Below are 25,228 nucleotides of genomic sequence, written 5' to 3'. Positions count from 1 at the left end.
CAAGTTCGCTCCTACAGAGAGCGATGTTGCCCCGATAGCGGAGTGTCAGTCTGCGCTGCCCTGCGGGCTCAACCATCCCCGAACCCTGCGGTACAACTGCTCTTGCTCGGCCGCGCTATTACCGGGCAACGCCGTGAGCGACACCTGTTTATAGCCGTCATTCTTCGAGCGCTTGGCCGTCTGAAGTCGTTCCTGGGCGTTTTTGCGGTCTTGGGCGCCCTCTTGATAGAACACGTCCGCCGTGGGCACCTTCAAAACCGGCGCCAGTTGTTGCAGGTCTGGTTGGCGAGCCGCGGGCGTCTTGCCGGCCACCATCACCAACCTCTGCACTTGAGAAGGTTGTTTCTCGCTCAGGTAGCGGGCCGCCCACCAGGCGCCGGTGCCATGGCCGAGCAACACCACGCTGCGGGCGTTTTGGGTCTGGGCGAAGGCGACGGCGGCGTCGATACGGTCGAAGATGCGCTTGGCGTCGGTCTTGTCCTGCTCATCCGCCCCCGGCACCACCGCCGGGTCAGTGCCTTCGGCCTCGGCACTGGCGGCCTGTTCGACCGGTTTGGCAGCGGTGCTGCCGTCCTTGCTGCTGGTATCGACCGCCGCTGTCGGCGGTTCGATGACCCGTGGCGGCAGGGTGTCTACATTGACGTCAGGCAATGACAGGCTGAGGGTGCCCCAGGCGGCGTCCGGCAACTTGCGCCGCAGAGGCGCGATGGCCTGCGGCCAGTCCGCGTTCTCCCCAGCACCGGGTATGAGGATCACCACACCCTCGGCTTCGGCGCTGTTGGCAGGTTTCCACAGCGCCAGGAACGAATCGCTCCCAGCCTGCAATTGCTGTTGCTCCTGCTGCGGCACTTGCCGTTCGAGCGCGCTGGCTTCTTGCTGGCTACGCTCGGGCAAGGGCTGGCGCTCAGCCGGTTTTTCGACGGCAGGCGAGGGCGCTTCGTCGGCCTGAACAGGCAAGACGCTGATAAACAGAAGTGACAGGCACCATGCTGGCAGTGCCGAACGGTGAAGAAAAAGCATCGTTGATTCCCGGCCAGAAGTGATTCCAGCAGCCTAATGGGTTGGTCGGTATTTGTCAGGGGGATGAGGCGCGGTTCTCGTTAACAACAGGCTATCGGCGGTTTGTACGCTGCCTTGATGGGCGCGGCGCCACCATTCAACCAATGAATGGCAGACAACACGTCAGGGGCAGCTATTCTTGTGCCAGCCCATCATTCATAAGAGGCCGCGCACATGAGTACTTCCTCATTCAAGATCGCCCACAAACTGCTGACCGGCGCAGGTGCCATCGAACAATTGGCTGCCGAACTCACGCGCCTGGATGTGGATAACCCGCTGATCGTCACTGACGCCGCGCTGGTCCAGTCCGGCACCGTGGCGCTGGCCTTGGAGCATCTGGGCGATCGAGCCTACGAAATCTTTGACCGCGTGCTGCCCGACCCGGAAATTGCCATCGTCGAAGACTGCATGCGTGCTTACCGCGAAGGCGGGCATGACGGCCTGATCGGCGTGGGCGGCGGCAGTGCCATCGACATCGCCAAGAGCGTGGCGGCGTATGCCGGTTATCACGGCGCGCTGGCGGACTTGTTTGGCGTCGATCAGGTGCCGCGCAAAGGCCCGCCGTTGATCGCCATCCCCACCACGGCGGGCACCGGCTCGGAGGTGACCAATGTGGCGATACTGTCCGACAAGGCTGCACAGCTGAAAAAAGGCATCGTCAGCGATTACTTGTTGCCCGATGTCGCGCTGATCAGCCCGCAAATGACCTTGACCTGCCCACGGGGTATCACGGCCGCCAGTGGTGTAGACGCCTTGGTGCACGCCATCGAGTCCTACCTGTCGCTGAATGCCTCGCCGATCACCGACGCCCTGGCCATCGGCGCAATCAAGCTGATTGCCAGCGCGTTGCCCAAGGCTTACGCCAACCCGGCGAACCTGCAGGCCCGTGACGACATGGCCACCGCCAGCCTGATGGCCGGCATGGCCTTTGGCAACGCGGGCGTCGGTGCGGTGCATGCACTGGCGTACCCGTTGGGTGGGCGCTTCAACATTGCCCATGGCGTAAGCAACGCGCTGTTGTTGCCGTATGTGATGCACTGGAACAAGTTGGCCTGCGTCGAGCGCATGCAGGACATTGCCCAGGCCATGGGCGTCAATACTGCCGCGCTGAGTGTGAATGACGCTGCCGACCAGGCGGTAGAGGCGATGACGCGACTGTGTGCGGCAGTGGAGATCCCGTCCGGCCTGCGCAGTTTCGGCGTGCCCGAGGACGCCATCCCGGCCATGGCCAGCGAAGCTGCGGGCATTGAACGATTGATGCGCAACAACCCGCGCAAGCTCAGCGCCGCCGATATCGAAAAAATCTACCGGGCAGCTTACTAACCGTTGAGATAGGTCACGGTGCGCGCAGCAAAGCATGAGGTATACAATGCGCGCCATCGTGATTTAGCTCAAAAAAGGTGCGTCATGCAGCCCTTCGTCATTGCTCCATCGATTCTCTCTGCCGACTTCGCCCGCCTGGGTGAGGAAGTGGACAAGGTGTTGGCCGCCGGTGCCGACTTCGTGCACTTCGATGTCATGGACAACCACTACGTACCCAACCTGACCATCGGCCCGATGGTGTGCGCCGCGTTGCGCAAGTACGGCATCACCGCGCCGATTGATGCGCACCTGATGGTCAGCCCGGTAGACCGTATCGTCGGTGACTTCATCGAGGCGGGTGCGACCTACATCACCTTCCACCCGGAAGCCACGTTGCACGTTGACCGCACCTTGCAACTGATCCGCGAAGGCGGCTGCAAGGCAGGCCTGGTATTCAACCCGGCCACGCCGCTGAGCGTGCTTGAGTACGTGATGGACAAGGTCGACATGGTCTTGCTGATGAGCGTCAACCCAGGCTTCGGCGGGCAGAAGTTCATCCCTGGCACCTTGAACAAGCTGCGTGAAGCCCGTGCGCTGATCGATGCGTCAGGGCGTGACATCCGCCTGGAGATCGACGGCGGGGTCAACGTCAACAATATCCGTGAGATCGCCGCTGCGGGTGCCGATACCTTCGTGGCCGGCTCGGCGATCTTCAACGCCCCGGACTACCAGGCCGTCATCGACAAGATGCGTGCCGAACTGGCGCTGGCGCGTCCATGAGCGGTTTTGAGCAGTTGTTCCCCGGCAAATTGCCACGGCTGGTGATGTTCGATCTGGACGGTACCTTGATCGACTCGGTACCCGACCTGGCGGCCGCCGTGGACCAGATGCTGCTCAAGCTGGGGCGCAAGCCGGCGGGGATCGAGTCGGTGCGCGAATGGGTTGGCAATGGCGCGCCGATGTTGGTGCGCCGGGCCTTGGCCAACGACATCGATGCCACGGGCGTGGATGAGGTCGAGGCAGAACATGCCTTGGAACTGTTCAATGCCGCTTATGAAAGCAGCCACGAACTGACCGTGGTTTACCCCGGCGTGCGCGACACCCTCAAGTGGTTGAGCAAGCAGGGCGTGGAAATGGCCCTGATCACCAACAAGCCGGAGCGCTTCGTTGCGCCGTTGTTGGACCAGATGAAAATCGGTCGCTACTTCCGCTGGATCATCGGCGGCGATACCTTGCCGCAGAAAAAGCCCGACCCGGCGGCCCTGTTTTTCGTGATGAAAATGGCCAATATCCCAGCGTCTCAATCGCTGTTTGTCGGCGATTCGCGCAGTGATGTGCTGGCGGCGAAAGCGGCGGGCGTGCAGTGCGTGGCCTTGAGTTATGGTTACAACCATGGCAGGCCGATTGCCGAGGAGTCCCCAGCGCTGGTGATTGATGACCTGCGACTGCTAATCCCCGGTTGCTTGGGCGCTGGCGCTGAGATAACGTTGCCCGACATTGATTCGTCCCCTTCTGGAAATTCCATCGTGGTGGTCACTCGCAAACTCTGGATGAAAGTCATCAAGGCCCTGGCCCGCTGGCGTTGGCGCGCCTGACTGATCCTCGCCGCGTGTGCGGCACGTTTGCCTACCTGACTGTTTGACCCTCACACCACGAGGCACCTCATGACCCGCGAAGAATTCCTGCGTTTGGCCGCTGCCGGCTATAACCGTATCCCCATGGCTTGCGAAACCCTGGCCGACTTCGATACGCCGCTGTCGATCTACCTGAAGCTGGCCGACGAGCCCAACTCTTACCTGCTCGAGTCGGTACAGGGCGGTGAGAAGTGGGGCCGTTACTCGATCATTGGCCTGCCGTGCCGCACGGTGCTGCGGGTACACGACCATCATGTGAGCATCACCCATGACGGCGTGGAGATCGAAAGCCATGACGTAGAAGACCCGCTGGCCTTTGTCGAAACCTTCAAGGCGCGCTACAACGTGCCGACCATTGCTGGCCTGCCGCGCTTCAACGGCGGCCTGGTGGGGTACTTCGGCTATGACTGCGTGCGCTATGTGGAGAAGCGCTTGGGCAAATGCCCGAACCCGGACCCGCTAGGCGTGCCGGACATTTTGCTGATGGTGTCCGACGCGGTGGTGGTGTTCGACAACCTCGCCGGCAAGATGCATGCGATTGTCCTGGCCGACCCCGCCCAGGCTGATGCCTTCGAACAAGGCCAGGCCAACCTGGAAGCGTTGCTGGAAAAACTCCGCCAGCCGATCACCCCGCGTCGCGGCCTGGACCTCAGCCGCCCACCCGCGGCCGACCCGGTGTTCCGCTCAAGCTTTACCCAGGCTGACTACGAGCGCGCTGTCGATACCATCAAGGAATACATCCTCGCCGGTGACTGCATGCAAGTGGTGCCGTCGCAACGCATGTCCATCGACTTCAAGGCGGCGCCGATTGACCTGTACCGCGCACTGCGTTGCTTCAACCCGACGCCGTATATGTACTTCTTCAACTTCGGCGACTTCCACGTTGTGGGCAGTTCGCCAGAAGTGCTGGTGCGGGTTGAAGACAACCTGATCACCGTGCGCCCGATTGCCGGCACGCGTCCCCGTGGCGCGACCGAAGAGGCCGACGTGGCGCTGGAAGAAGACCTGCTCAGCGACGAAAAGGAAATCGCCGAACACCTGATGTTGATCGACCTGGGGCGCAACGACACCGGGCGTGTCTCGGAAATCGGCTCGGTGAAACTGACCGAGAAGATGGTCATCGAGCGGTATTCCAATGTGATGCATATCGTGTCCAACGTCACCGGCGAGCTGAAGGCCGGGCTGACCGCGATGGACGCCCTGCGGGCGATTTTGCCGGCGGGCACATTGTCGGGGGCGCCGAAGATCCGTGCGATGGAAATCATCGACGAACTGGAGCCGGTCAAGCGTGGTGTCTATGGTGGCGCCGTCGGGTATTTCGCCTGGAACGGCAATATGGACACCGCCATTGCGATCCGCACGGCGGTGATCAAGAACGGCGAGCTGCATGTGCAGGCCGGTGGCGGGATTGTGGCGGACTCGGTGCCGGCCCTTGAGTGGGAAGAAACCCTGAACAAGCGTCGGGCGATGTTCCGTGCCGTGGCATTGGCAGAGCAAACCCCACAAGACTAAAGCTGGAATAAAAAATGTGGGAGCGGGCTTGCCCTAATGCCAGTCAGTTAAGCGGTCATCGCCCTCTGTAGGAGCGAGCTTGCTCGCGAAAAACGTCAACGATAGCGCGTGCTTGCGGAATAAACGCAGCGCCTTTGAATTTTTCGCGAGCAAGCTCGCTCCTACAAAAAAGCCTTAACTGACTAGCATTAGGGCTTGCCTGCTCCCACGTTTGTTTTGCGCAGTATTTAGAAATCCAGACTGACCCCGACATTGACGCCTTGCTGGGTCAAATTGTCATCCTTCCTCAGGTTATACGCCGCCCGCAACGCCAGGTCCTGAGTCAGCTTGTGGCTGACACCCAGGCTCAAACGGTCAGAGTTGCTGCGAGGCGTATACCCGTCCAGCTTGAAGTCGATTCCCTGCACGCTGTTGAGCGAGATGTTCACCTTCTGGGTGTCATTTTCAAACTCATGCTCGTGGGCCACTTCGCCAAAAACCTGGGTTTGCGGCGTGATGCGGTAGCTGCCTTGCAGGCCAACGCCCAGGCGCTTGGAGTCGCGTTGTTGATCGTCAAAGGTCAGGGCGGTGGAGCGGCTGCTTTTCTCCGAGTAGCCATTGACTTCAACTCGCGCGTAATCGGCGCTAACGAACGGCGACAGGTGCCAGTCGCTACCCGGTGCGGCGATGTCATACCCCACGCGGCCACTCAGGGCCCAGAGCCAGCCATCGGTGTCGCCTTTCTCCGAGTCTTCGCTGACACCCAGGGCAAACTTGCGTTTGAGGCTGTCGAAGTCCAGCTTGCCGCCGGTCAATGCGGCATCGGCCCACCAGTGATTTTGCTGGTACTGAGCGAAAGCCGTGCCCATATAACTGTTGAGCTTGTAGTCCGAATCATTGGCACCGGCTTCGAGTGTCTGCCGATACAGGCCGGCGGCAACGCCCACGCGCCAGTTTTCATCGAGCCGGTAGCTGCCACCGATATTCAGGTTATAGCCGCTGCCGTCGCCACTGGCCGAGCTGCTCTGATCATCGAAATCCAGGCGTTGGCCTCCGCCGGCCACTATGGCGCGCCATTGGCCGATGGCTTGCCAACTGCCATTGTCTGCTTGCCATTGGTTACGCAGTTCGTCCTGGTGGGCGCGCAATGTGCCTTGCGCCATTTCTGGCAGCAAGGTCAGTTCCCACGGCGCGGCGAGTAGCGAATAGGCGTAGTCGGCAATCAAGCGTTGCCCGGCCACGGTAGGGTGGACCGAGTCGTTGTAGATCAGCTTGGTCGGGTCCGGGTTGGTACCACCGATGCCGTAGGTTGGGTTGGCGGTGCAACTGTTACCGCTGAAGCAGGTGCCGGTCAGGTTCTGCCCGGTGGCGAGGCCGAAGCGGGCCGGATCGGCGAAAGCCTCGTTCAACAACAGCGGGATGTTCAGCGGGATAACCTGCGCATCCACTTGTGACAGGCGCTGTACCAGGGACTGGTTGAAAATATTACTCAGTGCCGAAGTCGCTGCTTGCTGTGGGGTGCCGTTGATGGCCGGCGTCAGCCCCAGGTCGGGTAGCATCCACACCATGATGTAACGCGCGCCGGCTTGTTGCAGGGCCTGGGCGCTGTCCGCCAGCCTGCCACCGGCGGCGACCGCTTGAGCGGGGCTGAGGACCCGGCCTTGCAGGAAGTCATTGCCACCACCGGAAAGGAAGTAAAGCGCGTTCGGGTCGGCTCTCCCACCATTAGCCGGCAGATAGCCCTGGCGACTGCGCAACACAGTGCCGCCCCCTGGGTTGCCTGGGGGAATCGCAGCATTGGAGACGGAGGTAATGGAGTCGAGGATATTGTCGGTACGGTAGCCACCCACTGCCCAGTTGTTTCCGTCTGGCAAACCCTGGGCTGCGCGAACCGGTGAGGTGGAGGCATTCAGGTCGTTGGGAGCTACGCCCAGTTTTGCACCCAGCAGGGTCGAGGAGACCAGGCCGTATTCACCCTGGAAGGTCGGCCCGGTTCGATTGGTAAAACGTAATGTGGCGCCGGCCGAACCGTCGGGAAACTGGCCTGCATCCGCCAGGCTGTCGCCGAAAACCACCATGGTTGAATAAGGTGACGGGGCTGCGAACGCCTGGGCGCAGGCCAATGACAGGAGGCAGCCGGCAAGGGGGGCGAAAAACGCTGGTCTGAGCATGCAAGATTCCATTGGGTTGTTTTTATGTTGGAAGTGAAACACTAGCAAAATTTCTGGCATTTTCTGTAGGGAAATCCGGAATCCGCCTACGTTGCGCCCCCGTATTTGCGGCTCCATATTGCACCGCTGGCGAGCCTACGTTACTGTGCCTGAACGTATGAATGAGACCCTCCCCGTGTTGATCATCAGCAAACTCTTGATGCGAGTAGTCAAGGCACACGCCCGTTGGCGTTGGCGCGCCTGACATTTTTCTCTGCCGGCCTGGCCGGACCTGTACCGATTTGCCTTCTTCACCCGTTGTCTGACGCCCCTTGCCAACTCCCCCTGGCAACCGGAACGTGCGTCTGGCAGCGGGTCACACGCTTGGAAGGCGGTCATTTGAAATCAGTGAATTCAAGAGGTTTGAACCCACATGTTGCTGATGATTGATAACTACGACTCCTTTACCTACAACGTTGTGCAGTACCTGGGCGAACTGGGTGCCGAGGTCAAGGTGGTGCGCAACGATGAACTCACCGTTGCCGAAATCGCCGCGTTGAACCCTGAGCGCATCGTCGTCTCACCTGGCCCATGCACGCCGACCGAGGCGGGCGTCTCTCTGGAAGCCATCCAGTATTTCGCCGGCAAGCTGCCGATCCTGGGCGTCTGCCTGGGGCACCAGTCCATCGGCCAGGCGTTTGGCGGTGATGTGGTGCGCGCGCGCGAGGTGATGCACGGCAAGACCAGCCCGGTGTTCCATCGCGACCTGGGTGTGTTCCATGGCCTGAACCTGCCGGTGACCGTGACCCGTTACCACTCACTGGTGGTCAAGCGTGAAACCTTGCCTGAATGCCTGGAACTGACCGCCTGGACCCAGCTGGAAGACGGCTCGGTCGACGAGATCATGGGCCTGCGTCACAAGACACTGAACATCGAAGGGGTGCAATTTCACCCTGAATCAATCCTGACCGAGCAGGGCTACGAGCTGTTCGCCAACTTTCTCAAGCAGAGCGGCGGCACGCGCTAAGGACTTTTCATGGATATCAAGACTGCCCTGAGCCGTATCGTCGGCCATCTGGACCTGAGCACCGCGGAAATGAGCGATGTGATGCGCGAGATCATGACCGGTCAATGCACCGACGCCCAGATCGGCGCTTTTATGATGGCGATGCGCATGAAGAGCGAAAGCATCGACGAAATCGTCGGTGCGGTGTCGGTGATGCGTGAGCTGGCGGACAAGGTCGAACTCAAGACCCTCGACGGCGTCGTCGATGTAGTGGGCACCGGCGGTGACGGTGCGAATATTTTCAACGTGTCGACCGCCTCATCCTTCGTGGTGGCCGCCGCTGGTTGCACCGTCGCCAAGCACGGTAACCGGGCAGTGTCTGGCAAGAGCGGCAGTGCCGACTTGCTGGAAGCGGCCGGTATTTACCTGAACCTCACGCCGGTGCAAGTAGCGCGCTGCATTGACAGCGTTGGCATTGGCTTCATGTTTGCCCAGTCCCATCACGGCGCAATGAAACACGCTGCCGGCCCGCGCAAGGACCTTGGCCTGCGTACCCTGTTCAACATGCTCGGCCCGCTTACGAATCCGGCCGGTGTGAAGCACCAGGTGGTGGGTGTATTCAGCCAGGCGCTGTGCCGGCCGCTGGCCGAAGTCTTGCAACGCCTGGGCAGCAAGCATGTGCTGGTGGTGCATTCCAAGGATGGCCTCGACGAATTCAGCCTGGCGGCGCCGACCTTCGTGGCGGAGCTCAAGAACGACGAGGTCACCGAATATTGGGTCGAGCCCGAAGACCTGGGGATGAAAAGCCAGAGCCTGCACGGCCTGGCGGTGGAAAGCCCGGCGGCTTCACTGGAGCTGATTCGTGATGCCCTGGGGCGTCGCAAGACCGAAAACGGTCAGAAAGCTGCGGAAATGATTGTGCTCAATGCTGGCGCAGCCCTTTATGCCGCCGACCATGCCTATAGTCTCAAGGAAGGTGTTGCCTTGGCCCACGATGCGCTGCACACCGGCCTGGCTCGTGAGAAGCTCGAAGAGCTGGGAGCATTCACCGCCGTATTCAAGATGGAGAATGAAGGATGAGTGTGCCAACCGTTCTGGAAAAGATCCTGGCCCGCAAGGCTGAAGAAGTGGCCGAGCGCCGCGCCCGTGTGAGCCTGGCCGAGTTGGAAGCGCAGGCGAAAACCGCCGATGCGCCACGCGGCTTTGCCAATGCCTTGATCGCCCAGGCCAAGCTCAAGCAGCCGGCCGTGATCGCCGAGGTCAAGAAAGCCTCGCCGAGCAAAGGGGTGATTCGCGAGAACTTTGTACCCGCCGAGATCGCCGCCAGTTATGAGAAGGGTGGGGCGACTTGCCTGTCCGTACTGACGGATATCGACTACTTCCAAGGTTCCGACCTGTTTCTGCAACAGGCGCGCGCCGCGTGCAAGTTGCCGGTGATCCGCAAGGATTTCATGGTCGACCCGTACCAGATCGTCGAAGCCCGAGCCTTGGGTGCCGACTGCGTGTTGCTGATTGTCTCCGCATTGGATGACGTGAAGATGGCCGAGCTGGCGGCCGTGGCCAAAAGCGTCGGTCTAGACGTGCTGGTCGAAGTGCACGACGGCGACGAGTTGGAGCGCGCATTGAAGACTCTCGACACACCGTTGGTGGGCGTCAACAACCGTAACCTGCATACCTTCGACGTCAGCCTTGAAACCACCCTCGACCTGCTGCCGCGTATCCCTCGCGATCGTCTGGTGATTACCGAGAGTGGCATCGTCAACCGCGCCGATGTGGAACTGATGGAAATCAGTGGCGTGTACTCGTTCCTGGTGGGCGAGACGTTTATGCGCGCCGAGAACCCAGGGGCGGAATTGCAGCGCTTGTTCTTCCCGGAGCGCGGTACGACGATCAGCGGTTCGACACTAGACTGATTTGAAATACGCTCGGAACTGTAGGAGCTGGCTTGCCTGCGATAGCGGCGGGTCAGCCAACCTCTGTATAGCTGATACACCGCCATCGCAGGCAAGCCACACATTGGTGTTGTGTTTATTCAGGTAGGTAGGTGTTCGATGCTCCAGCCCGTGATCATGACTGTCGAAGCAGGCCTTGGCGCCGAGCAAGACCTATTGGCAGCCGTTTGCGCGGGTGAGCAGGCGTTCGGATTGCTGTTCTGGCAGCCCAGTGACCAAGCGCTGGTCATGCCGCGCCGTTTGAGCCGGTTGCCGGCATTCGAGGCGGCGAGCCAGGTCTCGGCCGATGCGGGTTGGCCGGTGTTGCTGCGTGAAACCGGCGGTGAGCCGGTGCCGCAGTCCGGCGCCACGGTCAATATCGCCCTGGTCTATGCCCCGCCGCGCAGTGAAGGCGACCAAGGGCGTATCGAAACCGGCTATCAGCGCTTGTGCCAACCGATCTGTGATCTGTTGATCGAGTTGGGCGGCGATGCGTCCGTCGGCGAAATTGACGGTGCCTTTTGCGACGGTCGTTACAACGTCAACCTCAATGGCCGCAAAATGGTGGGCACTGCCCAGCGTTGGCGACAAAGCGGTGGCCGCCCGGTCGGGTTGGTGCATGGCGCAATGTTGCTGGAGAATGATCGTGAGCAATTGATTGCGGCGGTCAATCGCTTCAATCAAGCCTGCGGTTTGGAGCAGCGGGTTCGCGCCGATAGCCATATCGCACTGCACGAAGCGTTTACGGCGCCGGATGCGATCCGTCGGCTCGACACGTTGTACCGTCAGATGCTGGCTGGCTTCCTGCCGGTTTAACGGGTACCGAACACCACCATCGTCTTGCCTTTGACGTGCACCAGGTTGCGTTCTTCCAGGTCCTTGAGCACGCGGCCGACCATTTCCCGTGAACACCCGACAATACGTCCGATCTCCTGGCGCGTGACTTTGATCTGCATGCCGTCGGGATGGGTCATGGCGTCGGGTTGCTTGCATAGCTCCAGCAGGCAGCGAGCGACGCGACCGGTGACATCGAAGAACGCCAGATCGCCGACTTTGCGCGTGGTGTCGCGCAGTCGCTGGGCGATCTGTCCGCTCAGGGCGTACAAGATGTCCGGATCATGCTGGGCCAGTTCGCGAAATTTCGAATAGCTGATCTCGGCCACTTCGCACTCAACTTTGGCCCTTACCCAAGCGCTGCGTTCCTGCTCTTTGCCTGCTTGTTCAAACAGGCCCAGCTCCCCGAAGAAATCCCCGGTGTTGAGGTAGGCAATGATCATCTCACGGCCATCTTCATCCTCGATCAGGATGGTGACCGAGCCCTTGATAATGAAGAACAGGGTTTCTGAACGCTCGCCGGCGCAGATGATGTTGTGCTTGGCCGGATGACGCCGGCGCTGGCAATGCAACAGCAGCTTGTCGAGGTTCTTGATCTTGGGTGTGGGAGTAAGAGCAACCATGGTTGTATCCCGAAAAGACTGCGCGGTGTAGTTGGCGTTGTTTTTATCCAGCGGCATCGCATTGATAGACGCTGTACAAGTCATGGCAATGCGCCATTCATTTGGCGCCAGCTTACCAGACACCTTCTGTCACGATTAGCCAATTTACCGGGCAAACGCTGTCATTTATCGAATTTATGCAGGGCGCTGTTGTTTCAAGGCCCTGTGCTAAGCTGGCGACCCTTTTTTAGCAGTGGAGTCTGGGCGATGAAGGCACGCATCCAATGGGCGGGCGAAGCCATGTTCCTCGGTGAGTCGGGCAGCGGCCACGTGGTGGTCATGGACGGTCCGCCGGAAGCCGGCGGGCGTAACCTGGGTGTACGCCCGATGGAAATGTTGCTGCTGGGTGTGGGCGGTTGCAGCAACTTCGATGTGGTCAGCATCTTGAAGAAGTCGCGTCAGGCCGTGGAAAGCTGCGAAGCCTTCCTGGAAGCCGAGCGCGCCACTGAAGACCCGAAGGTTTTTACCAAGATCCATATGCATTTCGTGGTCAAGGGCCGGGCGTTGAAAGAAGCCCAGGTCAAGCGTGCCATCGAGTTGTCTGCCGAGAAATACTGCTCAGCGTCGATCATGCTGGGGGCGGCGGGCGTGGTCATTACCCACGACTACGAAATCATCGAGTTGGGTTGATTGCAGCAGGCAAAAGAAAGGGCGCTTCGGGCGCCCTTTTTTTCGGTTCAGATTCGATAGGTGCTTTTGGTCATGACCTTGGCCAACAGGCTCATGCCGAACCGTACCGGGGCTGGAAAGCGGAAGCCTCCCGCATCCAGCGCGCTTTCTGCATGGTGTTCTTCGTCGATACGCATCTGCTCAAGAATGGCCCGGGACTTTTCGTCTTCGGCCGGCAGTTGCTCCAGGTGTTCATCCAGGTGCTTGCACACCTGATGTTCTGTCGCGGCCACAAACCCCAGGCTGACTTTGTCGCTGATCAGCCCGGCAGCCGCGCCGATACCAAACGACAAGCCATAAAACAGTGGGTTGAGCACGCTGGGATGGCTGCCCAACTGGCGGATGCGTTGTTCGCACCAGGCCAGGTGGTCGATCTCTTCCTCGGCCGCATGCTCCATTGCCGTGCGTACCTGTGGCAACTTGGCGGTCAGCGCCTGGCCCTGGTACAGCGCCTGGGCACAGACTTCACCGGTATGGTTGATGCGCATCAGGCCAGCGACGTGACGGGTATCGGTCTCGCTCAGCTGTACATCCGGCTGCACGATGGCGGGCGATGGACGGTAAGGTTGGCCGCTGAACGGCAGCAGGGTGCGCATGGCCATGTCGGCTTGCAGCAACAGACGGTCAATCGGCGAGTAGTGACGTTGGGTAGTCATGCTGACCTCCGGGAAGAATCTCGGCGGCCAGTTTACCGCAAGAGAGCGTCCAGCGTTTGTGCTGAGTCAATTTGCCCTTGTGCACTCAGCCCGGTGGCCAGTTCATCTGGCGCTGACCGAGCACGTGCATATGGATGTGATAAACGGTTTGCCCGCCGTCTTCATTGCAGTTCATCACCACGCGAAAGCCTTTTTCGCAGCCTTGTTCCACGGCCAGGCGTTGGGCAGTGAACAGGATATGGCCGGCCAGCGCCTTATCGTCCTCGGTCAGGTCATTGAGGGTACGAATGGGCTTTTTCGGGATAACCAGAAAATGCACTGGCGCCTGTGGGGCGATATCGTGAAAAGCCAGGACTTGGTCATCTTCATAGATGATCTTCGCCGGTATTTCTCTGTTGATGATCTTGGTGAACAGAGTATCCACAGCTGTATCTCCATTGTGAAAGTGAGGTGAGTGTACGCAGGGCATCAGCGTGGGCAATAGGCCTTGTTGATGGCGCCGGCAATTTTGCGGGTCAGCCAGCGCGGGCTCAGGCGTGGGCTGAACGTCAGCCAACGGTTGCGGCGCCCGGGAATGATGATGGCTTTGTTCTTTTCCAAGGCACGCACGGTGTAGAGCGCGACTTCTTCCGGGCTCATCAGTTGTTGGCTGCGGTCGAGTTTCGCCGTATCCATCTGCGCGGTGCCGAAGAATGCGGTGCGCGTCGGGCCAGGGCACAACACTGAGACCTTGATGCCACAGGTCTTCAACTCTTCGCGCAACCCTTCGGAAAAGTGCAGCACGTAGGCTTTGCTGGCGTAGTAGCTGCTCATCCACGGCCCAGGCTGGAAGGCTGCGACCGAGGCCACATTGAGGATTTGCCCGCCGCCATGCAGGGCCATGGCATTGCCCAGTGCGTGGCACATGCGGGTCAGGGCCAGGATGTTGACTTCGATGAGGTCCTGCTCGGTCATCCAGTCCTGGGCCAGGAACGGCCCGCTGGTGCCGATGCCGGCGCAGTTGACCAGCAGGTCGATCTGCCGCTCACCCTCTTCGAGTTCCAGCAAAAAGCCGGACAAGCGCAGCGGCTCGCCCAAGTCACAGGCGCGAAACAGCACCTCGACGCCGAAGCGTTGGGTCAATTCCAATGCAATGCTTTCCAACTGATCACGCTGGCGGGCCACCAGAATCAAGCTACGGCCGCGCCGAGCGAGGGCTTCGGCCAATGCCAGGCCGATGCCGCTGGAGGCGCCGGTGATCAGAGCGTAACGGGTCATGCCTTTCTCCATCGCAACGCCACCGGCCCATGACAGTGCGTCACAGGCGGCGGGCGTTTCTTCACTGTTCTGGAGAGTCTACAGGTTCGGCTGCGTCGTCAGCACTTTGCGCTGCGGCTTCATCAACGATAACGCTTTGATCGGCGTCTGCATCGGAGGTGATGGAGCTGCTTTCGTAGCTGCTGTCCATGTTGGCTTCAAGCTGGTCCAGGTAGCCGTTCATGCCCAGGGTGACGACGATGATGAGCATCAAGGGAATGAACGCCAGCCACAGCGAGGCCAGGATTTTCACCGCCGTGGAGTTGCGTGGTGGTGGCGCGCCGTATTGGTTGGCGCCCGTGTTGCCTGGTAATACCAGCAACAGCAGAGGGAAAACACTGTTGACCAGCGGAACCAGGTTGAGCAGGTAAAGCCAGCCAGACCAGCCCAGGTCATGCAGGCGCTGCACGCCGATTTGCACGCTCACCACTACCAGTGCCACAAACAGCGCGAAACCCAGCAGTGAGCCAATAATGATGGCGATGGTTGGCGAGGCTGTCGCCACCGCGAAGCCCACCGTACTGATGATGCCCGCGGCCACCAACATCGCGACGGTCAGCGCCAGCGTCCAGGCAAGGTAGCGTAGGCGTCCGATGCGCCCGTGGATGGTGAACACCTTGAGGGTGGCGAACTCCGGCAGGTCATCGCCAACAGCGGCGCGTGGCGGTGCATAAGGTGACGCGGCGGCGCGGTCAGTGGTTGACGAGTTCGTCTCGTGGGTTTCTGCCAGGCTGAATGCCACGGGTTGTTCGGCTTCGATGCGAGCGTCGACCCCGGCATTGTGCAGCGCCGTGAGGTAGGTTTGCGCGTCGGAGTGGGACAGGTCGCGCTTGAGCGCGACGGGGCGACCGGTGAAGAGCTTTTCGATCGCTTCAACATCGCTTTTGAATAACTCGGCGAGGTTCAGCTTGGCGGTGGTGCTTTCGACACCTGGGCGCAAGGCTCCGTCAAACACAATCTTGAAACGGCTGTCGCTCATGCGGGCATCCTTGTCACTTAATCAGGGGGAGTATGCAGGCCTGTCCAATTGGCAGGCCAGGCAGTGGGTCAGCGTGGCCAGCGCAGTTGCGCGGCATGCTCGCGTGCTTTGCGGTATTCGGCATCCAGGCGCGCGACGAGTTCATCCACACTGGGCACATCATTGATCTCACCGACGCCTTGGCCGGCAGACCATACAGTTTTCCACGCTTTGGCCTCATCGCTCAATGGCTTGAGCTTGGAACCGAAATTGACTTCACCCTTGCCTTGAAGCGCAGCAAGGTCAAAACCGGCATTTTCCAGGCTCTGGCGCATGAAGCTTGCAGGTACGCCGGAGACAGCAGGAGTGTGCACGATGTCGGCGGCGCGCGATGTGAGCAGCATCTCCTTATAGGCATCCGGTGCCTGGCTTTCGGTGGTGCCGATAAAGCGCGTACCGAAATAAGCGAGGTCTGCCCCCAGCACCTGGGCGGCGAGGATTTCGTGCCCATGGTTAAGGCAGCCCGCCAGCAGTAGGGTTTTGTCGAAGAACTGGCGAATTTCGGCAATCAGTGAAAAGGGGCTCCAGGTGCCAGCGTGGCCACCCGCACCAGCGGCTACGGCAATCAGGCCATCGACACCCGCTTCAGCGGCTTTCTCGGCATGGCGTCGGGTAGTGACGTCATGAAATACCAGGCCGCCGTAGCTGTGAACGGCATCTACCAATTCCTTTACCGCACCGAGGCTGGTGATGACGATGGGCACCTTGTGCTCGACACAGATCGCCAGGTCGGCCTCCAGCCGCGGGTTGCTGTTGTGCACGATCAGGTTCACCGCATAGGGCGCAGGGTTGTCCAACTGAGCCAAGCCCGCTTCGATTTCTTCCAGCCAGGCCTTGAAACCACTGCTTTCGCGTTGGTTGAGCGCCGGGAAACTCCCGACTACCCCGTTGCGACAGCAGGCCAGGACCAGTTGCGGATTGGAGATCAGAAACATCGGCGCGGCCACCACGGGCAGGCGCAGACGTTGTTCCAGCAGAGCGGGCAGCGACATTGGAGGTTCCCCGAGTAATTGAAGTTAGAACGGTTTGACCACGACCAAAATTACGATAGCCAGCAATATCAGAACCGGGACTTCATTGAACCAGCGATAAAAGACATGGCTGCGGGTGTTTTCGCCACGGGCGAAGCGCTTTACCTGTGCGCCGCACATGTGATGGTAGCCAATCAGCAGGACGACCAGGGTCAGCTTGGCGTGGATCCAGGCGCCCGACTGGAAAATGCCGGGGTTGAGGGCCAGCATCCAGATGCCGAAGACCAGTGTGGCAACCATCGCCGGGCCCATGATGCCCCGGTACAACTTGCGCTCCATGACGCTGAAGCGCTCCTTGCTGACGGTGTCTTCACTTTGGGCGTGGTAGACGAACAGGCGCGGCAGGTAGAACAGCCCGGCAAACCAGCAGACGATGCTGACGATATGGAAGGCTTTGACCCATAGATAGAGCATTTTAGTTATTCCCAGGTTCACGGTAGCGAAGATAGTAGTGGCTCATGCGCCCGTACGTCACGTTGACGGTTGTCGCAGGACGATACGGCCCCTATTATCGACGGCTTTCCAGTGGGTTCGTTGAGGGCAGGTTTATGGTCAAGGTCGGTATCGTCGGCGGCACGGGTTACACCGGTGTCGAATTGCTGCGTCTGTTGGCTCAGCATCCGCAAGCTGAGGTGGTGGTCATCACTTCCCGATCCGAAGCCGGGCTGGCCGTGGCCGATATGTACCCGAACCTGCGAGGCCACTATGACGGCCTGGCGTTCAGTGTGCCGGACACCAAGACCCTGGGTGCCTGCGACGTGGTGTTCTTCGCCACGCCTCACGGTGTAGCCCATGCGTTGGCCGGTGAGCTGTTGGCGGCGGGTACCAAGGTTATCGACTTGTCGGCAGACTTCCGCCTGCAAGACGCCGATGAGTGGGCCAAGTGGTACGGCCAACCCCATGGTGCGCCGCAGCTGTTGGAAGAGGCAGTCTACGGCCTGCCGGAAGTCAATCGCGAGCAGATCAAGCAAGCACGCCTGATTGCGGTGCCGGGTTGCTATCCAACAGCCACGCAATTGGGCTTCCTGCCATTGCTGGAAGCTGGCTTGGCGGATGCGTCGCGCCTGATCGCCGACTGCAAGTCGGGCGTCAGTGGTGCGGGCCGTGGCGCGGCGGTCGGTTCTCTGTACTCCGAAACGTCGGAAAGCATGAAAGCCTATGCGGTAAAAGGTCATCGTCACTTGCCGGAAATTCGCCAGGGCCTGCGCCGCGCTGCCGGCCAGGAGGTAGGGCTGACCTTCGTGCCGCACCTGACGCCGATGATCCGCGGGATTCACTCCACGCTGTATGCGACTGTCACTGATCGCTCGGTAGACCTGCAGGCGCTGTTTGAAAAACGTTATGCCAGTGAGCCGTTCGTCGATGTGATGCCGGCCGGCAGCCATCCGGAAACGCGCAGTGTGCGTGGCGCCAACGTGTGCCGTATTGCGGTGCATCGTCCGCAGGATGGCGACCTGGTGGTGGTGTTGTCGGTGATCGACAACCTGGTCAAGGGCGCGTCGGGCCAGGCGGTGCAGAACATGAACATCCTGTTCGGCCTGGACGAGAAGTTGGGCCTGTCCCACGCGGGCATGCTGCCTTAACGCAGACTTACCGTTGTGCAAAAGGCCCGTTGATCGGGCCTTTTGCATTTTTAATGGGCGCTGGGCAGATTGATATACCGTAACAATAGTTGACCGCTTTTCTAGGAGAAGCGGATAATACCGGCCATTACGCATATGGCGGCGCTACGCCGGGAGATTATCAGCATGAGCGTTGAATCCTTCACCCCCACGGCTTTGCAATTCACCCACGGTGCTGCGCACAAGGTGAAGAGCCTGGTCGATGAAGAGGGTAATGATCGCTTGAAGCTGCGCGTATTCGTTACGGGCGGCGGTTGTTCAGGGTTTCAGTACGGTTTTACCTTCGATGAAGATGTGGCCGATGACGACACTATCGTTGAACGCGAGGGTGTGAGCCTGGTCGTGGATCCGATGAGCTTCCAATACCTGGCAGGTGCCGAGGTGGATTACCAGGAAGGTCTGGAAGGCTCGCGTTTCGTGATCAAGAACCCTAATGCCACCACGACGTGTGGTTGCGGGTCTTCGTTCTCGATCTGATCGGTAGCAGATACAAAAACGCCGCTTGGCTTTTACGGGCCAAGCGGCGTTTTGCTGTCTGGGGTTCAGGCGGGGTAGATCGCGCCAAGCACTCGAAGCCCACGTGCGCCAGTGACGCTGGGACGATTGGCGGCAATGCCTTCAAGGCTGCAATGGGCCAGCCAGGCGAAGGCCATTGCTTCTACCCAGTCAGGATCTACGCCGTAGGCCGCTGTAGTGCTGACATGGGTGGAAGGCAGTAGCGCGGTCAGCCGGCTCATCAGTGCGCCGTTATGGGCGCCGCCGCCGCAGATCAGCAAGGTTGTTGTGTCAGTCTGGGCGCTTTGCAAGGACTCGACGATGGTCAGGGCCGTCAGCTCCAGCAGGGTGGCCTGGACGTCTTGGGGTTCAAAGGTGGGCAAACGGCCAAGGTGCTGCTGCAGCCAGGCCAGGTTGAATACCTCTCGGCCCGTGCTTTTCGGGCCTGTGGTCATGAAGAACGGATCGCTGAGAAGCGTATTGAGTAGCTGGGGCTGGACCTTTCCGCTGGCCGCCCATTGCCCGTCCCGATCAAAGTGTTCGCCGCGCTGCAGGTGAATCCAGGCATCGAGCAGCACGTTCCCCGGGCCGCAGTCGAAACCGGCGACAGGCTTGCCCGTCTCGATCAGGCTGAGGTTGCTGAACCCGCCGACATTCAATACCGCGCGATTGCCCGTCTGTTCGCCGAACAAAGCTTCATGAAAGGCTGGAACCAATGGGGCGCCTTGGCCGCCGGCAGCGACATCGCGGCTGCGGAAGTCGCTGACGACGGTGATGCCTGTCAGCTCGGTGAGGAGGGCAGGGTTGCCAATCTGAACGGTGAAACCTCGGGCGGGTTCATGGCGAATCGTCTGGCCATGGCTACCAATCGCCCGAATGTCCTGAGGCTTGAGGTTCTGTTGATCCAGCAAGGCGTGGATGCCTTGGGCGGCGAGCGTGACCCATTGTTGCTGGGCGATTGCCGAGCGGGCGATTTCATCCGGGCCGCTGGCGCATAGGCTCAGCAGTTCTGTGCGCAAGGCGTCAGGCATCGGGATGTAGCGGGTGGCGATCAGATTGATCGCCGCACCTTGTTCGATAAGGGCGATATCCAGGCCGTCGAGGCTGGTCCCGGACATCACACCGATATAGAGCGGCATACCTTAACGCTTCGCCGAAGCCAGCAAGGTGGAGCGCTCTTGATCCATCCGTGCCATCAGCGGCTGGCTCTGCTGCATGAAGCGCGCGCGTTCGGCCTTGGCAATCGGGTCGGCCATCGGCAGCTTCTGGCCCAATGGGTCGACGTGTACGCCGTTGACCTGGAACTCGTAGTGCAAGTGCGGGCCGGTGGAGAGGCCGGTGGTACCGATGTAACCGATCACTTGGCCCTGTTTCACGTTGCCGCCAGTCTTGACGCCCTTGGCGAACCCTTGCATGTGGCCGTACAGCGTGCGGTAAGTGTTGCCGTGCTGGATGATCACCGTATTGCCATAACCGCCACGGCGCCCCGCCAACAAGACCTTGCCATCGCCAGCCGCCTTGATTGGCGTGCCACGCGGCGCGGCATAGTCGACGCCCTTGTGTGCGCGAATTTTGTTCAGAATTGGATGCTTGCGGCCCATGGAGAAACGCGAGCTAATACGGGCAAAGTCCACGGGGGTACGGATGAAGGCCTTGCGCATGCTGTTGCCATCAGCCGTGTAATAGCTGCTGTTGCCTTGTTTGTTGGTGTAGCGCACGGCAGTGTAGGTTTTGCCGCGGTTGGTGAAGCGTGCAGACAGAATGTTGCCAGTGCCGACTACTTTTCCGTTGGCTACTTTCTGCTCGTAGATCACATCGAATTCGTCGCCTTGACGGATGTCCTGAGCGAAGTCGATGTCGTAGCCAAATACGCTGGCCATGTCCATGGTCATGCTGTGCGAAAGGCCCGCACGCGCGGCCGATTGTGACAGGGAGCTGTTGATCACGCCGTGTACGTAGGCGGAACGCATGACGGGTTTGGTGGTGATTCGATTGAAGGCGAAACCTTTGGCGCCTTTGCTCAGGCTGATGCTTTCCAGGTCGCTGATGCTGGTATGCAGGTTGTTCAACTGGCCGTCTGGCGTCAGCTCAAACTCAAGCTTTTGGCCACGTTTGAGCTGGGTGAATTGCTTGGCTTGCTTATCGCTGGCGAGCACTTCATTTACAGCGGCGGCTGGCAACCCGACCTTTTCGAACAGGGTAGAGAGTGTGTCGCCTTTGCCCACGATGACTTCGCGATGCTGGGGATTCTTGGCTGCGGCTGCCGCAGGTGCTTCCTGGGTGGCTTGCTGGGTGTCTTCGGGAGTGCTTTCGATCTGTGCGAAAGGTGATTCAGTTGCAGTGTTTGTGGCTTGTTGAGCGTCGGAAGCGTCTTGATCTTGTGTCAGTTGTTCAACTGGGCTTTCCAGATCAAGGCTCAGGGATGTTCGTTTGGCTTCAACGTCACTGGAAGGGAATACCAGCAGTGCCAGGCTGAGAAGGGCGGCGATACCACTTGCGGCGAGCAGGTGGGTCTTCGGGTAAAGCGGCGGCGCTTTAGACGGTTCAGTGGTCATAGGTAATTTTGACTTTGAAGATGAAATGGAAAAGATGAATGACATGATGAAGATGAAATAACTGTATAAAATATAACCAAATCATCTGTGGCGCAAGCTCGCGAACGCTGGGCTTGCTGAACGGTGTCCGTGCGCAGGGCAAAACTTGTAATTAGTCCCTGATCTTGTATGGTTGGTTCCCTTTTGAATCTGAGCCTTGCGGGTCTGTTATGAAGTCGGTTGAAGAGCAGCTAGCGCTGATAAAACGTGGTGCGGAAGAACTGTTGGTCGAGGCCGAGCTGATCGAAAAGCTCAAGCGTGGCCAACCCCTGCGTATCAAGGCTGGCTTTGATCCGACTGCGCCGGATCTGCACCTGGGGCATACCGTGCTTATTAATAAGCTGCGTCAGTTCCAGGAGCTGGGCCATCAGGTCATCTTCCTTATAGGTGACTTCACCGGGATGATCGGTGATCCAAGCGGCAAGAGCGCTACGCGCCCGCCGCTGACTCGCGAACAGGTGCTCGATAATGCCGAGACCTATAAGACCCAGGTATTCAAGATCCTTGATCCAGCCAAGACCGAGGTGGCGTTCAACTCCACCTGGATGGACAAAATGGGGCCGGCAGATTTCATTCGCCTGACCTCCCAATACACCGTGGCGCGCATGCTTGAGCGCGATGACTTCGACAAGCGTTACTCGACCAATCAGCCAATCGCCATCCATGAGTTCCTTTACCCGCTGGTTCAAGGGTACGACTCGGTGGCGCTGCGTGCGGACGTTGAGTTGGGTGGCACCGATCAGAAGTTCAACCTGTTGATGGGGCGTGAATTGCAGCGCGCCTATGGGCAGGAGTCTCAGTGCATTCTGACCATGCCATTGCTGGAAGGCTTGGATGGCGTCAAGAAGATGTCCAAGTCCCTGGGTAACTATGTCGGTATCCAGGAAGCGCCAGGTGTGATGTACGGCAAGCTGGTGTCCATTCCGGATGCACTGATGTGGCGTTACTTCGAGCTGTTGAGCTTCCGCTCAATGGACGAAATCAATGCGCTGCGGGCGGATGTCGAGGCGGGTGCTAATCCTCGCGATGTGAAGATTAAGCTGGCTGAAGAAATCGTTGCGCGTTTCCATGGTGAGGAGGCTGCTGCCAGCGCTCACCGCGCGGCAGGTAATCGCATGAAAGACGGCGAGCTGCCTGACGATCTGCCGGAGATTGAATTGACTGCTGCCGAGGCGATGCCGATTGCGGCAGTGCTTAATAAGGCTGGCCTGGTGAAAAACTCGGCGGTCGCGCGTGATCTCTTGGGTTCGGGCGGTGTGCGTATAGATGGTGAGGTGGTTGATCGCACCTTTATATACGAGCTGGGCGCCACTCACGTTTGTCAGGCTGGGAAGAAGGCATTTGCGCGTATTACGCTCAAATCCGAATAAGTCTGAAATAGGTGTTGACGGCGAATTATATCTGTCTATAATTCGCCCCACTTCCGGCGCAGTCGAAACGGAAAACTCCTTGGTAAACAAAGAGTTACGCAGTTCTCGACAGCAAGTTGCTTCAGTTCATCGAAGCCAGAAGGAAGTTGAAAAAGAGGTGTTGACAGCAGCGTGTAACGCTGTAGAATTCGCCTCCCGCTTACGAGAGATCGCAAGCGCAAGTGGTTGAAGTTGTTGAAGAAATCTTCGAAAGCTTCTGAAAATAACCACTTGACAGCAAATGAGGCTGCTGTAGAATGCGCGCCTCGGTTGAGACGAAAGATCTTAGCCAATCGCTCTTTAACAACTGAATCAAGCAATTCGTGTGGGTGCTTGTGGAGTCAGACTGATAGTCAACAAGATTATCAGCATCACAAGTTACTCCGCGAGAAATCAAAGATGTAACCAACGATTGCTGAGCCAAGTTTAGGGTTTCTTAAAAACCCAAAGATGTTTGAACTGAAGAGTTTGATCATGGCTCAGATTGAACGCTGGCGGCAGGCCTAACACATGCAAGTCGAGCGGTAGAGAGAAGCTTGCTTCTCTTGAGAGCGGCGGACGGGTGAGTAATGCCTAGGAATCTGCCTGGTAGTGGGGGATAACGTTCGGAAACGGACGCTAATACCGCATACGTCCTACGGGAGAAAGCAGGGGACCTTCGGGCCTTGCGCTATCAGATGAGCCTAGGTCGGATTAGCTAGTTGGTGAGGTAATGGCTCACCAAGGCGACGATCCGTAACTGGTCTGAGAGGATGATCAGTCACACTGGAACTGAGACACGGTCCAGACTCCTACGGGAGGCAGCAGTGGGGAATATTGGACAATGGGCGAAAGCCTGATCCAGCCATGCCGCGTGTGTGAAGAAGGTCTTCGGATTGTAAAGCACTTTAAGTTGGGAGGAAGGGTTGTAGATTAATACTCTGCAATTTTGACGTTACCGACAGAATAAGCACCGGCTAACTCTGTGCCAGCAGCCGCGGTAATACAGAGGGTGCAAGCGTTAATCGGAATTACTGGGCGTAAAGCGCGCGTAGGTGGTTTGTTAAGTTGGATGTGAAATCCCCGGGCTCAACCTGGGAACTGCATTCAAAACTGACTGACTAGAGTATGGTAGAGGGTGGTGGAATTTCCTGTGTAGCGGTGAAATGCGTAGATATAGGAAGGAACACCAGTGGCGAAGGCGACCACCTGGACTAATACTGACACTGAGGTGCGAAAGCGTGGGGAGCAAACAGGATTAGATACCCTGGTAGTCCACGCCGTAAACGATGTCAACTAGCCGTTGGAAGCCTTGAGCTTTTAGTGGCGCAGCTAACGCATTAAGTTGACCGCCTGGGGAGTACGGCCGCAAGGTTAAAACTCAAATGAATTGACGGGGGCCCGCACAAGCGGTGGAGCATGTGGTTTAATTCGAAGCAACGCGAAGAACCTTACCAGGCCTTGACATCCAATGAACTTTCTAGAGATAGATTGGTGCCTTCGGGAACATTGAGACAGGTGCTGCATGGCTGTCGTCAGCTCGTGTCGTGAGATGTTGGGTTAAGTCCCGTAACGAGCGCAACCCTTGTCCTTAGTTACCAGCACGTAATGGTGGGCACTCTAAGGAGACTGCCGGTGACAAACCGGAGGAAGGTGGGGATGACGTCAAGTCATCATGGCCCTTACGGCCTGGGCTACACACGTGCTACAATGGTCGGTACAGAGGGTTGCCAAGCCGCGAGGTGGAGCTAATCCCATAAAACCGATCGTAGTCCGGATCGCAGTCTGCAACTCGACTGCGTGAAGTCGGAATCGCTAGTAATCGCGAATCAGAATGTCGCGGTGAATACGTTCCCGGGCCTTGTACACACCGCCCGTCACACCATGGGAGTGGGTTGCACCAGAAGTAGCTAGTCTAACCTTCGGGAGGACGGTTACCACGGTGTGATTCATGACTGGGGTGAAGTCGTAACAAGGTAGCCGTAGGGGAACCTGCGGCTGGATCACCTCCTTAATCGACGACATCAGCTGCTCCATAAGTTCCCACACGAATTGCTTGATTCATTGAAGAAGACGAAAAGAAGCAGCCCGAAATTGGGTCTGTAGCTCAGTTGGTTAGAGCGCACCCCTGATAAGGGTGAGGTCGGCAGTTCGAATCTGCCCAGACCCACCAATTTTGTGTGGGAAACGCCTGTAGAAATACGGGGCCATAGCTCAGCTGGGAGAGCGCCTGCCTTGCACGCAGGAGGTCAACGGTTCGATCCCGTTTGGCTCCACCACTACTGCTTCTGTTTGTATAAAGCTTAGAAATGAGCATTCCATTGTTGTGATGGTGAATGTTGATTTCTAGTCTTTGACTAGTTCGTTCTTTAAAAATTTGGGTATGTGAT

At 58.9% G+C, this 25,228-nt stretch carries 23 protein-coding genes, 2 tRNA genes and 1 rRNA gene; 15 read left to right on the top strand and 11 right to left on the bottom strand.

Translation table 11 applies throughout. From position 1 onward, the window contains the following. Window positions 1-45: 45 nt before the first annotated feature. On the bottom strand, window positions 46-1,020 hold the full coding sequence (locus HU731_RS12975) for an alpha/beta hydrolase family protein (RefSeq protein WP_186607794.1): 975 nt from the start codon (window positions 1,018-1,020) through the stop codon (window positions 46-48). Window positions 1,021-1,233: 213 nt separating this feature from the next. Here HU731_RS12975 and HU731_RS12970 point away from each other — a divergent pair, with 213 nt between their 5' ends. The 4 genes from HU731_RS12970 (at window position 1,234) to trpE (ending at window position 5,507) form a co-directional block, all read left to right on the top strand. Next, window positions 1,234-2,382 (top strand): iron-containing alcohol dehydrogenase, encoded by a 1,149-nt coding sequence (locus HU731_RS12970; protein ID WP_186607795.1) that lies wholly within the window; start codon window positions 1,234-1,236, stop codon window positions 2,380-2,382. Between the two features lie 84 nt (window positions 2,383-2,466). Then, entirely contained in the window at window positions 2,467-3,141 is a 675-nt protein-coding gene (rpe, locus tag HU731_RS12965) for a ribulose-phosphate 3-epimerase (protein ID WP_003194703.1), read from the top strand. Beyond that, window positions 3,138-3,956 (top strand): phosphoglycolate phosphatase, encoded by an 819-nt coding sequence (locus tag HU731_RS12960; protein ID WP_044269436.1) that lies wholly within the window; start codon window positions 3,138-3,140, stop codon window positions 3,954-3,956. The genes rpe and HU731_RS12960 overlap by 4 nt, the downstream gene beginning before the upstream one ends. A 69-nt stretch (window positions 3,957-4,025) precedes the next feature. Continuing rightward, a complete protein-coding gene (trpE, locus tag HU731_RS12955; RefSeq protein WP_186607796.1) occupies window positions 4,026-5,507 on the top strand; it encodes an anthranilate synthase component I in 1,482 nt (493 codons plus the stop codon). 227 nt (window positions 5,508-5,734) lie between these two features. Here trpE and estP read toward each other — a convergent pair whose 3' ends face one another. Beyond that, complete coding sequence (estP, locus tag HU731_RS12950) at window positions 5,735-7,657, bottom strand: esterase EstP (RefSeq protein WP_186607797.1); 1,923 nt, start codon at window positions 7,655-7,657, stop codon at window positions 5,735-5,737. A gap of 412 nt (window positions 7,658-8,069) precedes the next feature. Here estP and HU731_RS12945 point away from each other — a divergent pair, with 412 nt between their 5' ends. The 4 genes from HU731_RS12945 to HU731_RS12930 all read left to right on the top strand — a co-directional run bounded on the left by HU731_RS12945 (window position 8,070) and on the right by HU731_RS12930 (window position 11,389). Beyond that, complete coding sequence (locus HU731_RS12945; RefSeq protein ID WP_186607798.1) at window positions 8,070-8,663, top strand: aminodeoxychorismate/anthranilate synthase component II; 594 nt, start codon at window positions 8,070-8,072, stop codon at window positions 8,661-8,663. 9 nt (window positions 8,664-8,672) lie between these two features. Further along, window positions 8,673-9,722 carry an anthranilate phosphoribosyltransferase gene (trpD, locus tag HU731_RS12940; protein ID WP_003194694.1) on the top strand — a complete coding sequence of 350 codons (1,050 nt, stop codon included), beginning with the start codon at window positions 8,673-8,675 and terminating at the stop codon, window positions 9,720-9,722. After that, window positions 9,719-10,555, top strand: coding sequence for an indole-3-glycerol phosphate synthase TrpC (trpC, locus tag HU731_RS12935; protein ID WP_186607799.1), 837 nt, complete (start codon window positions 9,719-9,721; stop codon window positions 10,553-10,555). The genes trpD and trpC overlap by 4 nt, the downstream gene beginning before the upstream one ends. A gap of 138 nt (window positions 10,556-10,693) precedes the next feature. After that, complete coding sequence (locus HU731_RS12930) at window positions 10,694-11,389, top strand: lipoate--protein ligase family protein (protein ID WP_186607800.1); 696 nt, start codon at window positions 10,694-10,696, stop codon at window positions 11,387-11,389. On the opposite strand, the gene crp is transcribed toward HU731_RS12930, so the two are convergent. Further along, window positions 11,386-12,030 (bottom strand): cAMP-activated global transcriptional regulator CRP, encoded by a 645-nt coding sequence (gene crp, locus HU731_RS12925; RefSeq protein ID WP_044269426.1) that lies wholly within the window; start codon window positions 12,028-12,030, stop codon window positions 11,386-11,388. The two genes, HU731_RS12930 and crp, sit on opposite strands and share 4 nt — an antisense overlap. Before the next feature lie 246 nt (window positions 12,031-12,276). On the opposite strand from crp, the gene HU731_RS12920 reads away from it, so the two are divergent. Further along, the gene (locus tag HU731_RS12920) at window positions 12,277-12,699 is read left to right on the top strand and encodes an OsmC family protein (RefSeq protein ID WP_003194686.1); all 423 of its coding nucleotides are present in this window, start codon (window positions 12,277-12,279) and stop codon (window positions 12,697-12,699) included. A 47-nt stretch (window positions 12,700-12,746) separates the two neighbouring features. Here the strand turns inward: HU731_RS12920 and coq7 are convergent, their stop codons facing one another. The 6 genes from coq7 to hemJ all read right to left on the bottom strand — a co-directional run bounded on the left by coq7 (window position 12,747) and on the right by hemJ (window position 17,153). Further along, window positions 12,747-13,394, bottom strand: a complete 648-nt coding sequence (gene coq7 / locus HU731_RS12915) for a 2-polyprenyl-3-methyl-6-methoxy-1,4-benzoquinone monooxygenase (RefSeq protein ID WP_003194684.1) — start codon at window positions 13,392-13,394, stop codon at window positions 12,747-12,749. A gap of 85 nt (window positions 13,395-13,479) precedes the next feature. Then, window positions 13,480-13,818 (bottom strand): histidine triad nucleotide-binding protein, encoded by a 339-nt coding sequence (locus HU731_RS12910; protein ID WP_003194682.1) that lies wholly within the window; start codon window positions 13,816-13,818, stop codon window positions 13,480-13,482. A gap of 44 nt (window positions 13,819-13,862) precedes the next feature. Further along, window positions 13,863-14,651: an SDR family NAD(P)-dependent oxidoreductase gene (locus HU731_RS12905; RefSeq protein WP_003194680.1), complete on the bottom strand. Its 789-nt coding sequence runs from the start codon at window positions 14,649-14,651 to the stop codon at window positions 13,863-13,865. A gap of 61 nt (window positions 14,652-14,712) precedes the next feature. Then, entirely contained in the window at window positions 14,713-15,669 is a 957-nt protein-coding gene (locus HU731_RS12900) for a DUF805 domain-containing protein (RefSeq protein ID WP_186607801.1), read from the bottom strand. A 68-nt stretch (window positions 15,670-15,737) separates the two neighbouring features. Then, window positions 15,738-16,700, bottom strand: coding sequence for an NAD(P)H-dependent flavin oxidoreductase (locus HU731_RS12895; RefSeq protein WP_186607802.1), 963 nt, complete (start codon window positions 16,698-16,700; stop codon window positions 15,738-15,740). A 24-nt stretch (window positions 16,701-16,724) separates the two neighbouring features. Continuing rightward, window positions 16,725-17,153: a protoporphyrinogen oxidase HemJ gene (gene hemJ, locus HU731_RS12890; protein ID WP_056784039.1), complete on the bottom strand. Its 429-nt coding sequence runs from the start codon at window positions 17,151-17,153 to the stop codon at window positions 16,725-16,727. A 134-nt stretch (window positions 17,154-17,287) separates the two neighbouring features. On the opposite strand from hemJ, the gene argC reads away from it, so the two are divergent. Then, window positions 17,288-18,322 (top strand): N-acetyl-gamma-glutamyl-phosphate reductase, encoded by a 1,035-nt coding sequence (gene argC, locus HU731_RS12885; protein WP_032895063.1) that lies wholly within the window; start codon window positions 17,288-17,290, stop codon window positions 18,320-18,322. 165 nt (window positions 18,323-18,487) lie between these two features. Then, complete coding sequence (gene erpA, locus HU731_RS12880; RefSeq protein WP_003176443.1) at window positions 18,488-18,838, top strand: iron-sulfur cluster insertion protein ErpA; 351 nt, start codon at window positions 18,488-18,490, stop codon at window positions 18,836-18,838. A gap of 65 nt (window positions 18,839-18,903) precedes the next feature. Here erpA and HU731_RS12875 read toward each other — a convergent pair whose 3' ends face one another. Both HU731_RS12875 and HU731_RS12870 read right to left on the bottom strand, forming a co-directional pair. Beyond that, on the bottom strand, window positions 18,904-19,995 hold the full coding sequence (locus HU731_RS12875; RefSeq protein WP_186607803.1) for an anhydro-N-acetylmuramic acid kinase: 1,092 nt from the start codon (window positions 19,993-19,995) through the stop codon (window positions 18,904-18,906). A gap of 3 nt (window positions 19,996-19,998) precedes the next feature. Continuing rightward, window positions 19,999-21,411 carry a peptidoglycan DD-metalloendopeptidase family protein gene (locus HU731_RS12870; RefSeq protein ID WP_186607804.1) on the bottom strand — a complete coding sequence of 471 codons (1,413 nt, stop codon included), beginning with the start codon at window positions 21,409-21,411 and terminating at the stop codon, window positions 19,999-20,001. Window positions 21,412-21,620: 209 nt separating this feature from the next. Between HU731_RS12870 and tyrS the strand changes: the two genes are divergently transcribed. The 4 genes from tyrS (at window position 21,621) to HU731_RS12850 (ending at window position 25,117) form a co-directional block, all read left to right on the top strand. After that, complete coding sequence (gene tyrS, locus HU731_RS12865) at window positions 21,621-22,820, top strand: tyrosine--tRNA ligase (RefSeq protein WP_186607805.1); 1,200 nt, start codon at window positions 21,621-21,623, stop codon at window positions 22,818-22,820. Between the two features lie 495 nt (window positions 22,821-23,315). Next, window positions 23,316-24,852 (top strand): 16S ribosomal RNA (locus tag HU731_RS12860). Between the two features lie 82 nt (window positions 24,853-24,934). After that, window positions 24,935-25,011 (top strand) — tRNA-Ile (locus HU731_RS12855). 30 nt (window positions 25,012-25,041) lie between these two features. Next, window positions 25,042-25,117, top strand: a tRNA-Ala gene (locus HU731_RS12850). Window positions 25,118-25,228 lie beyond the last annotated feature (111 nt).

Source organism: Pseudomonas salmasensis (assembly GCF_014268375.2).
Taxonomy (GTDB): domain Bacteria; phylum Pseudomonadota; class Gammaproteobacteria; order Pseudomonadales; family Pseudomonadaceae; genus Aquipseudomonas; species Aquipseudomonas salmasensis.
This window is presented reverse-complemented; position numbering and strand designations above follow the sequence as displayed.

Coding starts and splice junctions, on each gene's coding strand:
- HU731_RS12975 (WP_186607794.1), bottom strand. CDS start 1,020: ATGCTTTTTCTTCACCGTTCGGCACTGCCAGCATGGTGCCTGTCACTT.
- HU731_RS12970 (WP_186607795.1), top strand. CDS start 1,234: ATGAGTACTTCCTCATTCAAGATCGCCCACAAACTGCTGACCGGCGCA.
- rpe (WP_003194703.1), top strand. CDS start 2,467: ATGCAGCCCTTCGTCATTGCTCCATCGATTCTCTCTGCCGACTTCGCC.
- HU731_RS12960 (WP_044269436.1), top strand. CDS start 3,138: ATGAGCGGTTTTGAGCAGTTGTTCCCCGGCAAATTGCCACGGCTGGTG.
- trpE (WP_186607796.1), top strand. CDS start 4,026: ATGACCCGCGAAGAATTCCTGCGTTTGGCCGCTGCCGGCTATAACCGT.
- estP (WP_186607797.1), bottom strand. CDS start 7,657: ATGCTCAGACCAGCGTTTTTCGCCCCCCTTGCCGGCTGCCTCCTGTCA.
- HU731_RS12945 (WP_186607798.1), top strand. CDS start 8,070: ATGTTGCTGATGATTGATAACTACGACTCCTTTACCTACAACGTTGTG.
- trpD (WP_003194694.1), top strand. CDS start 8,673: ATGGATATCAAGACTGCCCTGAGCCGTATCGTCGGCCATCTGGACCTG.
- trpC (WP_186607799.1), top strand. CDS start 9,719: ATGAGTGTGCCAACCGTTCTGGAAAAGATCCTGGCCCGCAAGGCTGAA.
- HU731_RS12930 (WP_186607800.1), top strand. CDS start 10,694: ATGCTCCAGCCCGTGATCATGACTGTCGAAGCAGGCCTTGGCGCCGAG.
- crp (WP_044269426.1), bottom strand. CDS start 12,030: ATGGTTGCTCTTACTCCCACACCCAAGATCAAGAACCTCGACAAGCTG.
- HU731_RS12920 (WP_003194686.1), top strand. CDS start 12,277: ATGAAGGCACGCATCCAATGGGCGGGCGAAGCCATGTTCCTCGGTGAG.
- coq7 (WP_003194684.1), bottom strand. CDS start 13,394: ATGACTACCCAACGTCACTACTCGCCGATTGACCGTCTGTTGCTGCAA.
- HU731_RS12905 (WP_003194680.1), bottom strand. CDS start 14,651: ATGACCCGTTACGCTCTGATCACCGGCGCCTCCAGCGGCATCGGCCTG.
- HU731_RS12900 (WP_186607801.1), bottom strand. CDS start 15,669: ATGAGCGACAGCCGTTTCAAGATTGTGTTTGACGGAGCCTTGCGCCCA.
- HU731_RS12895 (WP_186607802.1), bottom strand. CDS start 16,700: ATGTCGCTGCCCGCTCTGCTGGAACAACGTCTGCGCCTGCCCGTGGTG.
- hemJ (WP_056784039.1), bottom strand. CDS start 17,153: ATGCTCTATCTATGGGTCAAAGCCTTCCATATCGTCAGCATCGTCTGC.
- argC (WP_032895063.1), top strand. CDS start 17,288: ATGGTCAAGGTCGGTATCGTCGGCGGCACGGGTTACACCGGTGTCGAA.
- erpA (WP_003176443.1), top strand. CDS start 18,488: ATGAGCGTTGAATCCTTCACCCCCACGGCTTTGCAATTCACCCACGGT.
- HU731_RS12875 (WP_186607803.1), bottom strand. CDS start 19,995: ATGCCGCTCTATATCGGTGTGATGTCCGGGACCAGCCTCGACGGCCTG.
- HU731_RS12870 (WP_186607804.1), bottom strand. CDS start 21,411: ATGACCACTGAACCGTCTAAAGCGCCGCCGCTTTACCCGAAGACCCAC.
- tyrS (WP_186607805.1), top strand. CDS start 21,621: ATGAAGTCGGTTGAAGAGCAGCTAGCGCTGATAAAACGTGGTGCGGAA.